This is a genomic window from Bradyrhizobium sp. (assembly GCF_019244115.1).
GTDB lineage: Bacteria > Pseudomonadota > Alphaproteobacteria > Rhizobiales > Xanthobacteraceae > Bradyrhizobium.
In genome coordinates this window covers 1-3,685 of sequence record NZ_JAFATE010000432.1, presented here as the reverse complement: position 1 = coordinate 3,685, position 3,685 = coordinate 1, and the positions used below count along the sequence as shown (strand labels likewise).

The following is a 3,685-nucleotide window of genomic DNA, read 5'->3' as shown; positions in this document are numbered from 1 at the left end:
GAAGAAAGTCGCAGAACGGCCGTTGCGGGATCGAGGCCGGCGAGCGACCGCGAGCGCATCGTGGCGTCTGATCCGCCAGCACCAGGCCGCAGGGAGCGGCGGTCCCAAGCCGTCAAGGAGAGCCTTGGTTCAGGCACCTTCCCCGCGGCGATAACACATGCTGAGCACCAGATCACCGCGCGCGCGTTGATGTAAAAGCTTCGGCCGCGCGACAGAATTGCACCTGCCGGGCCCGCGCGTGGCGGCGGCAATTGGCAATCAAGCGGCCGGAGGGGCTGAGAGACAACGCGGATCGTCATCGAGATGCGCTGGCGGTTCTCCTCATACCGGCGCCGGACGCGTCATCCAATAGAGAGGCGATCAGCGCATCCGGAGGCTTGAACCGGCCCCGCCGCAGCTCCGGTGGTAGCACGGCCTCGAGTGCTTCCAGCTTCTCGGAGGTGTCCATCCGCAGATAGATTTCCGTGGTGCGGATGTCGGCGTGACCCAGCCACAAGGCGACTTTTCGGATGTCGTGCGTGGCCCGCAACATGATCACCGCACAGCTGTGCCGGAGCAGATGAGGAGACACGGTGCGTCCGCGCAAGGAGGCGCAAGTCGCGGCGGCTGTGCGAGCGTGCTTGTCCAGCACGTATTCGAAGCCGGCCCGTGTCATTGGCTTCCCCTCCGCATTGACGAACAGCTCGGGCGCGCGAACATCGCCTCGCACCGTCAGCCAAGCCCGCAGATCGGCCGCCGTTTCCTTCCACAGGGGAAGACATCGCTCCTTGCGGCCCTTGCCTCGGACCAGAATGCTCGGCGGCCCCTGGAGAGACAGGTTCTCCAGCATGGCACCGACCAGTTCCGAGACGCGCAGCCCGGCAGCAAAGCAGAGATGCAACATCGCCCGATCACGGACTCCCAAGCGCGTTGCAAGGTCCGGCGCATTCAGGATCGCGCGCACCTCCTCCATTTCCAGGTGACGAACAAGCTTCTGATCGTGGCGCTTGGTCGGGATGGCACGGATCTGACCGATCTGCTCGAGAGCGGAGGGCACCCGGTATTCGACATAGCGCATGAAGGACTTGATCGCCGCCAAGCGCGCGTTGCGGCTGGCGGCACCGTTGCCGCGCTCGCCCTCCAGATGAACCAGGAAGTCGAGGATCAAAGCCGCATCAAGCTGTTCGATGTGAAGCTGGGACGGCTGTGTCCCGGTACGCTTGGCAGCGAACGCGAGCAGGAGCCGGAAGCCATGGGCATACGTCTCGCAGCTGTGGGTGCTGTATCCTCGCTGGCGCGGCATGTGCTCGCGCAGGAAGCCGGTGATGAGCGGGGCGATGAGGGTCATGCGACTTCCTCGCGCGCCAGCGCCTCGGTGGCACTGGCGATATCGGTCAACAGCTGCGGCGTAGCCTGGAGATACCAATAGGTCGAGCCGGCATGCGCGTGACCCAGATAGGTCGCCAGAGCAACAAAGTGGCGCGCGACCGCATCACGCCGTGTGGCGCATTGCTCCAGGACGCGCGTCGCGAAGCTGTGCCTGAGATCGTGAATGCGTGGCCGTCGCGCCCGCCCCGGAGCGATGTCGGCAAGCCGCAGAACCTGCCAGAACGCGCCGCTCGCCGTGTTGCGGGGGAGCCGCCTGCCTCCCGCCGACAGAAATACATGATCGTCCGCGCCGGCGACGCGGGATCGCATCTTGAGATAGCGGCCAAGCGCCGAGACGACGGTTTCGTGCAAGGGCACGAGCCGGCTCTTGCAGAACTTGGTCTCCCTGATTCGAAGAATGCCGCCGGGCAGAAGATCGTCAATCTTGAGGTTCAAGGCTTCGGACACACGCAGCCCGGTCGCGGCGATGAGGCCGAACAGCGTCGCATAGGTCTGCTGCCGAAGGGGGTTGAGCTTGTTGGGACGGAGCCGACCCGCCGCATCGACGATGCGGATCAGCTCCTCCTGCGTATAAATATAAGGCGAAGGCCTGGTCTTCGGAGTGGCGAACAGGTTCGCCGGCGGCACTTCATGGGCGGGGTCCTCGGCCTGAAGGAACTGCGCCAGCTGCGCCACAATGCCAAGCCATCGATGGCGCTGGCCTCGCGAAGGCGCCGTCGCCGCCCAAGCCACGGCTGTGGCCGCCCGCACATGCGTATCGCCCGAGGCAGCCGCAAAGCGGGCGAATGCCCGCAGCCGTCGCGACGGCAGGTCAAGCTTGAAGCCCAACGACTGGCGGAGCGCCAGATAGCGTTCGATATCCTCGCTCAGCATGGCTGCCTCCCCGGCCAGGGCTGCGCAATCTCCGATAGAAGTCCGAAGTCCACTTTGGCGTAATGCATCGTCATCACGGGTGACCGGTGACGCAGCACCGCGCCTACACCTGTCAGACTGACCCCGGACCGCAGCATTGCCGAAGCGGCAGAGTGGCGTAGGACGTGAGCGCCTTTGTGGGCGCTCACGATCCCGGCCCTCGTCAACGTGCGGCGCACGATGCATTTAACGGCAATGCGGGTCAGCGGCCGCAACGGTGCCGCATCCGTGATGAACAGCCGGCTTGTCGGCAAGCGCGGCCGGGACCGTTCGATATAGGCGACGACCGCATCGCCAACTTCTTGTGTGAGCGGCAGCCACTCCTCACGCCTGGATTTTCCCGAGATGGCAAGGCGCCCGTTGTTCCAATCGAAATCCTCGAACTTGAGGTTCGCGACCTCGCTCGCTCTAAGGCCTAGACGTGCGAGCAGCAGAACGATCGCCCTGTCGCGAAGCCGGCTTTCGCCTGCGCAAGCCGCAATCGCTCGCGCGATATCTTCCGCGGCGAGGAAGCGCGGAACCGTCGCCAGCCGCCAGTGGGCAAAGCTGGGAACGGCATATTCCCGCCCCGTCGGGCACTGTCCGGTCGCCACCAAGAAGCGCAGGAAAGCGCGGGTGGCGACCGCGATGTTCTTCGCGTGCGCCAAACTATGCGGCTTGGCACGTTGAAGCACGAACGTCCGCACCGCCTCTGCGGTGAAGGCGCTAGGATCGTCGCCGAGAGCTTTGAGGAAGTCGATAACGATCGGCTGCCAGAGGCCGAGCGTTGAATCGGCTATCCCGCGATGGTGACGCATCCACTCGCGGAATGAGCCGAGAAGCGGCCAGATCTCGGTTGCGGCGGGCGGCCTCTCCGGTTGAGGAAGCAGCTTCCGGTCCCGGAGATAGCGGATGAACAGTGCAGCGGCGCCCAGCGTCCGCTTAGCAGTCTTTCTGCCCTTGAATGCTGTCGCTGATGCCTCGAAGCCGGCCAAGATCGTGTCGATCGTAAAGCCGCCGGCGTGGGCCCAGTCGGTCCAGCAGGCGAGCAGGCGCACGCCCTCCTTGATGGTTGTTTCTTTGTATCCGCCGTCGCGCAGCCAGCTCTTGAAGTCCTCGACGTAAGCAGCGGCCATGTGCAGCCGCCCCTTCACGCGTCTCGGCATCCCGCGATTGTGCTTTGGCATTGGGCCTCCTTCGGTTGAGAGGACGCCGACTATGCCGTTGCCTCGGATGATTAAATGGCGCTGTCGTTGCGGCTGGCGGGTGAGCCGACCATCGCGGGGAAGGTGCCTGAACCAAGGCTCTCCTTGACGGCTTGGGACCGCCGCTCCCTGCGGCCTGGTGCTGGCGGATCAGACGCCACGATGCGCTCGCGGTCGCTCGCCGGCCTCGATCCCGCAACGGCCGTTCTGCGACTTTCTTC

Annotated in this window: 5 protein-coding genes; 2 read left to right on the top strand and 3 right to left on the bottom strand. The window is 64.9% G+C overall.

The window, feature by feature from the left end:
* Window positions 1-195: hypothetical protein (locus JOZ76_RS19050; protein WP_291700766.1), on the top strand; the 195-nt coding region annotated here is incomplete at its 5' end.
* Window positions 196-295: 100 nt separating this feature from the next.
* Here JOZ76_RS19050 and JOZ76_RS19045 read toward each other — a convergent pair.
* The 3 genes from JOZ76_RS19045 to JOZ76_RS19035 are packed head-to-tail and all read right to left on the bottom strand — an operon-like array spanning window position 296 to window position 3,446.
* The gene (locus JOZ76_RS19045) at window positions 296-1,327 is read right to left on the bottom strand and encodes a tyrosine-type recombinase/integrase (protein WP_291700764.1); all 1,032 of its coding nucleotides are present in this window, start codon (window positions 1,325-1,327) and stop codon (window positions 296-298) included.
* Complete coding sequence (locus JOZ76_RS19040; RefSeq protein ID WP_291700762.1) at window positions 1,324-2,241, bottom strand: tyrosine-type recombinase/integrase; 918 nt, start codon at window positions 2,239-2,241, stop codon at window positions 1,324-1,326. The genes JOZ76_RS19045 and JOZ76_RS19040 overlap by 4 nt, the downstream gene beginning before the upstream one ends.
* On the bottom strand, window positions 2,235-3,446 hold the full coding sequence (locus JOZ76_RS19035; protein WP_291700760.1) for a tyrosine-type recombinase/integrase: 1,212 nt from the start codon (window positions 3,444-3,446) through the stop codon (window positions 2,235-2,237). Before JOZ76_RS19035 ends, JOZ76_RS19040 begins: the two co-directional genes overlap by 7 nt.
* 54 nt (window positions 3,447-3,500) lie before the next feature.
* Between JOZ76_RS19035 and JOZ76_RS19030 the strand changes: the two genes are divergently transcribed.
* Window positions 3,501-3,685: hypothetical protein (locus JOZ76_RS19030; RefSeq protein WP_291700758.1), on the top strand; the 185-nt coding region annotated here is incomplete at its 3' end.